The organism is Bacillus sp. JJ664 (assembly GCF_036962205.1).
Taxonomy (GTDB): domain Bacteria; phylum Bacillota; class Bacilli; order Bacillales; family Bacillaceae_G; genus Gottfriedia.
In genome coordinates this window covers 1-5,292 of the sequence record NZ_JBALMS010000090.1, presented here as the reverse complement: position 1 = coordinate 5,292, position 5,292 = coordinate 1, and the positions used below count along the sequence as shown (strand labels likewise).

The following is a 5,292-nucleotide window of genomic DNA, read 5'->3' as shown; positions in this document are numbered from 1 at the left end:
GAATAATAAATGATTTTTTCATGTTTTCCTCCAAAAATATAAATGGATATACATTGAAAAAACATTCAGGTTAAAATCCATTTCATTACCAAATTTTAACATAGAATTAGTATTCTTGTTCAACTAAAATATCAGTTATTCCAATAAAAAAGAACAGCCACAGGCTGCTCTCAATCCTCAAAAACCTATGCGATAATTGTACAAGAATATCTATTTAATAGTTCAGAGATATTCGCTTGAGCTAATAAAAGAAACAAGTCAAAACATATTCAAAAAGGTTTAGTTTTACTTGATAAATAAAATTATGTTTACTGAACATTCACAGTAAATGGCACGATAAATACTTTTCCATTATGTTGGAATTGACCCCAAATTTTATATAAACCTTTTTTCGGGAAAGATGTCATAAACTTTGCATTTGGACCAGTTGCATTCTCATCCATCGGATGAACGTGTAAGTATGTTTCTGTATCCCCACTGATCGCAACTACATGACCAATTGCTCCTAAATAAGGTTGCAAGTTTGTAATTGGTTTTTTCGTTTTAGCATCTTTAATGGTAAAGTTCATTGTTAATTCCATATTAGTCATTAAATGGTCAAATGTTAAAGTAACTTCCTTACCCTCGACTACTTTTGTTAATTCTTTATCTGCAACTAATTTTGTAGGTTGAGCTACTTCACCACTAACGCTTACTTCAGTACTTTTGACAACCTTTGAAGCACCTTTTGGTACATAATCGGCATATAATTTATATTCGCCACCTGTTGGGAAAGATGGTGAAATTGTAAATTCGCCATCTCCTTTGTATTTTGGGTGAATATGGTCAAAAAAGGATAGATCTTTACTTACCACAATTAAGTGCATTAACTTTTCATGCTCAAGCTCAAATTCCTTTACGGGTTTTCCAGCTTCGGTTATAACATTTATATTTAGAGTATTTTTTATTCCACTTTCAGGATTCTCTACAAAATTAAAATTAACCTTTGTATTGCCTTCATCATCTGTTTTTTCCTCACTGTTATGCGTGTTATGACCGTTTTGATTATGTTCGGTCCCCACATTTTCTTCCATATCATTCGATTGAAAATAAGTTGTGTAAATTGTGAAACCTCCAATAATAACAATCAAGTAAACGATTGCTGAGATAGCCCATTTTTTCATAATTAAATCTCCCCTATAATTTGACTCTTTGTAAACGAAGTGCATTTAGAACAACTGATACTGAGCTAAAAGCCATTGCTGCTCCCGCTAGCCAAGGAGCTAGTAAACCAATTGCTGCTAATGGAATACCAAGTGCGTTGTAAGCAAATGCCCAGAACAAGTTTTGTTTAATATTACTAATTGTTTTTTTGCTCATAAATATTGCATCCGCAATGCTATTCAAATCGCCACGAATTAATGTGATATCCGCAGCCTCCATTGCGACATCAGTTCCTGTACCAATAGCCATACCAATATCTGCAATCGCTAATGCTGGAGCATCATTTATTCCATCCCCAACCATCGCAACCTTTTTACCCTGTTTTTGCAGTTTTTTCACTTCATCTGCTTTCCCCTCTGGTAAAACTTCTGCGATGACATTTGTAATTCCAGCTTGATTTGCAATTGCCTTAGCTGTTTGCTGATTATCCCCTGTCATCATAATGACTTCAAGTCCAAGTTCTTGTAATCTATTAATTGCTTGCTTAGAAGTGTCTTTAATCGTATCAGCAACTGCAATTAAACCTGCGTATTTATCATTAATAGCCACTATCATAGCTGTCTTTCCTTCTAGTTCAAACTGATTTTTTTGTTCTAGCGCATCATTTGGTATAGCAATGTTTTTTTGTTCTAGTAATTTTTTTGTCCCTACTAGAACTTCCTGATTTTCTACCAATGCTTTTATACCATAACCAGGTATCGCTTCAAACTCGTGATTTTTCTTAAGAGTAACACCTTTTTCTTTAATGCCTTCTACGATTGAAACAGCTAAAGGATGTTCAGAAGGATATTCTGCCGTTCCCACTAATATTAAAAATTCTGTTTCTTCTATTTCTCCTGTCGTAACGATATCCGTAAGAACAGGTTGACCATATGTCACTGTTCCAGTTTTATCTAGCACAACAGTCGAAATACGGTGAGTAGTTTCTAAATGTTCGCCACCTTTGAATAAGATTCCATATTCAGCAGAGCGTCCAGACCCTGCCATGATCGATGTTGGTGTAGCCAAACCAAGAGCACATGGACATGCAATTACTAAAACAGCGATTAATTTCTCTAATGCTTCCGCAAAATTACCTGGTGTCACCCAAATAAACCAAATCAGAAATGTGACAATTGAAATTCCAACAACAATCGGTACAAAAATACCTGAAATTGTATCTGCTAATCGTTGAATAGGTGCTTTAGAACCTTGAGCTTCTTCAACAACCTTAACAATTTGAGCAAGTGCTGTATCTTTTCCCACTTTCGTTGCTCTAATTTTTACGAATCCGTTTTTATTAATCGTAGCACCAATGACAGAATCTCCAACTGATTTATCTACTGGTACACTTTCTCCAGTCAACATTGATTCATCAATTGCTGATCGACCTTCTATTACTTCACCATCAACTGGTACTTTTTCACCTGGTTTGATATAAACGATGTCCCCAACAACTACTTCTTCTAGTGGGATTTCTTTTTCTTCTCCATCTCGAAAAACAATTGCTGTTTTTGCTTGAAGTCCCATCAGTTTTTTGATTGCTTCAGATGATCTTCCTTTTGCCTTTGCTTCAAATAATTTCCCTAAAATAATCAAAGTAATCAAAATAGCACTAGTTTCAAAATATAGATTAACCATATGTTCTCCACTACCAATGGATCGAATTGAAATGTAAAGACTGTAGAAAAATGCTGCAGATGTACCTAATGCAACAAGTACATCCATATTCGCACTTTTATTCTTTAAAGCTTTATAAGCACCAATGTAAAATTGTCTTCCAATGATAAATTGAACTGGTGCTGCTAATGCTAGTTGAAACCATGGGTTCATAAACATTTCTGGTAAATAGATAAAACTTGTGAAGCTGAAATGACCTGCCATTGCCCATAATAATGGTATAGATAAAATAGCAGAGAAAATTAATTTCCCTTTTTGTGTTTCAATCTCTCTCTCTCGATGATTTTTTGTTTCTGCTTGATTTTCCTCGTCTTTCACTGTCGCTTGGTAACCTAATTTACTGACTTTGTTAATCATGTCGTTAGGTGATACAAGATTAGGAATGTATTCAACTGAAGCTTTTTCAAGAGCAAGATTTACATTTGACTGTATGACTCCATCAAGTTTTGATAATCCTTTTTCAATCCTTGTTGCACAAGCAGCACAAGTCATTCCAACAATGTCAAACTCAACTTTTTCAGTCACTACTTCATAGCCAAGATCCTTGATTTTCTTTTGAATTGCTTGATGGTCTACATTTTCAGGTTTAAATTTAATTGAGGCCTTTTCTAAAGCTAAATTTACATTTGCTTCTTTGACACCTTCTAGTTTATTCAAACCTTTTTCGATTCGAATCGCACATGCAGCACAAGTCATTCCTGATATTTGATAATTCGTTTCTTGAATTTTATCACTCATAACTAACCACTCCTTATACCGGTATAGGGTATATTATTAATTAAAAGAAATCGTGCTCTTATTAGCACGCTCTTTAAAAATTATTTTACATCGTAACCTTGTTCATCAATTGTTTCTTTAATGGTAGCTAAAGTAACTTCATTATGATTGAATTCAACGTTCACAGTACTAGATTCTAAGTTAACTTTAACTTGTTTTACTCCATTTAACTTACCTACACTGCCTTCAATCGCATTTATGCAATGTCCACAAGACATGCCTTCTACATGTAAAGTTGTATTTTCCATAATTTCCAACTCTCCTATTTTTTCATTAATTTTTGAAATGTAACCAAAACTTCATCTATTACAGCTGTATCGCCTTCTTGAATTCTTTCAAGAACACAGCTTTTCATATGACCCTCTAATAACAATTTTGCTACACTATTTAATGCTGCTTGTGTAGCAGCAATTTGAGTGATGACATCATCACAGTAAGTGTCTTTTTCAATTAGTCCTTTAATTCCTCGAACTTGCCCTTCTACCCGATTTAGCCTAGTAATTAAATTTTGTTTTGTTTTTTCTGAGTGATGACTTTTTCTCTCACCCTCGGTTGAACAACATTCTTCATTTTCAATTGAGTTTTCATTATTTAATGTCATTTTTCAATCCCCTTTAATTTTATTTCTAATATAACCCATTATTAAGTAAAGAGGATACTACTTTAAACTTTTAATATCTTATTTTATCCAATTTTTTTCTTTAATTCTTCTACTCCTATTCTTTTAACAAATTTGTTTACAGATTCTCTTTTTTTCCCTTCTTGACTGTATACATCTAAAAACCTATCAACATAATAATACAATTGTTCAGGATCAAGACTTTCGTAGAGTAATACCCCTACTTCAGCATCTTTTCCTTTAGATTTTCCACCAATATAGAAATTATAGTGTTCTTTTATTTTCATAATTCCTATGTCATTCATTAATGGCTCACCACAACCTATAGGACAACCAGTATATGCTGCCCGAAGAGCGAAAGGAACCTCTCTTCCAGCAATTCGTTCATTTAATTCCTTAGCCACAGGCATTCCTTCCTCAATTTCTCCTTTACAAAAATGACAAGTTCGTAAGCTTTTCACAACATTCCCAACGGGATAACAATGAAGACCTACACTTTTAAATTCATTAATAATTTCATCTTGTTGTACTTCAGGTATTTCTATATATAATTGTTGAAAAGTCGTTAATTCTAATTCATCTTCTCCAATATATTTTGCAATCATAAGTAATTGTTTAGCATTCAACTTTGCCCCAAAACTAATACCACCGTTCACAGCTATTGTTATTTTATTCAAATTATTTAAATTTCCCAACCTTCATCTCACCTCCTGTATTTTCATGAATTATTTATGATAATGTACAGTATCGTCATGATTTTCAAAGTAGATTCTAAAATTGAGTAATTATAAAATATTTTCCAATCTTATATACTATACCCTACTACGGTATGTTAATATCTTCATTTTAGTTCCTTAATTTGTTTTTGTAAATTAAAATTGATTATTTAACCTAAAATAATTTTTACACAAAACAAATCAACGACATACTATACCCTTCTATGGTATAATAAAACTTTTGTTTAGTTCCAAATTTCGTTTTTGTAAACATAAAGTAGTAAATCTTTTTTCATTTAGGTTAAGCTGATATTTTAT

General features: G+C 32.9%; 5 protein-coding genes. All 5 read right to left on the bottom strand.

The window, feature by feature from the left end:
- Positions 1 to 308: 308 nt before the first annotated feature.
- The 5 genes from V7056_RS14845 to V7056_RS14825 all read right to left on the bottom strand — a co-directional run bounded on the left by V7056_RS14845 (position 309) and on the right by V7056_RS14825 (position 4,953).
- The gene (locus tag V7056_RS14845) at positions 309 to 1,163 is read right to left on the bottom strand and encodes a DUF8832 domain-containing protein (protein ID WP_499703149.1); all 855 of its coding nucleotides are present in this window, start codon (positions 1,161 to 1,163) and stop codon (positions 309 to 311) included.
- Between the two features lie 13 nt (positions 1,164 to 1,176).
- Positions 1,177 to 3,600, bottom strand: a complete 2,424-nt coding sequence (locus V7056_RS14840) for a heavy metal translocating P-type ATPase (RefSeq protein ID WP_499703147.1) — start codon at positions 3,598 to 3,600, stop codon at positions 1,177 to 1,179.
- A gap of 80 nt (positions 3,601 to 3,680) precedes the next feature.
- Positions 3,681 to 3,887 carry a copper chaperone CopZ gene (copZ, locus tag V7056_RS14835; RefSeq protein ID WP_499703145.1) on the bottom strand — a complete coding sequence of 69 codons (207 nt, stop codon included), beginning with the start codon at positions 3,885 to 3,887 and terminating at the stop codon, positions 3,681 to 3,683.
- A 14-nt stretch (positions 3,888 to 3,901) separates the two neighbouring features.
- On the bottom strand, positions 3,902 to 4,240 hold the full coding sequence (locus V7056_RS14830; protein ID WP_499703143.1) for a metal-sensitive transcriptional regulator: 339 nt from the start codon (positions 4,238 to 4,240) through the stop codon (positions 3,902 to 3,904).
- Positions 4,241 to 4,323: 83 nt separating this feature from the next.
- Positions 4,324 to 4,953, bottom strand: coding sequence for a nitrite reductase (locus V7056_RS14825; protein WP_499703141.1), 630 nt, complete (start codon positions 4,951 to 4,953; stop codon positions 4,324 to 4,326).
- Positions 4,954 to 5,292 lie beyond the last annotated feature (339 nt).

Excerpts from the sequence above, each read along its gene's own strand:
- copZ (WP_499703145.1), bottom strand. The coding sequence starts at position 3,887 with ATGGAAAATACAACTTTACATGTAGAAGGCATGTCTTGTGGACATTGC.
- V7056_RS14840 (WP_499703147.1), bottom strand. The coding sequence starts at position 3,600 with ATGAGTGATAAAATTCAAGAAACGAATTATCAAATATCAGGAATGACT.
- V7056_RS14845 (WP_499703149.1), bottom strand. The coding sequence starts at position 1,163 with ATGAAAAAATGGGCTATCTCAGCAATCGTTTACTTGATTGTTATTATT.
- V7056_RS14830 (WP_499703143.1), bottom strand. The coding sequence starts at position 4,240 with ATGACATTAAATAATGAAAACTCAATTGAAAATGAAGAATGTTGTTCA.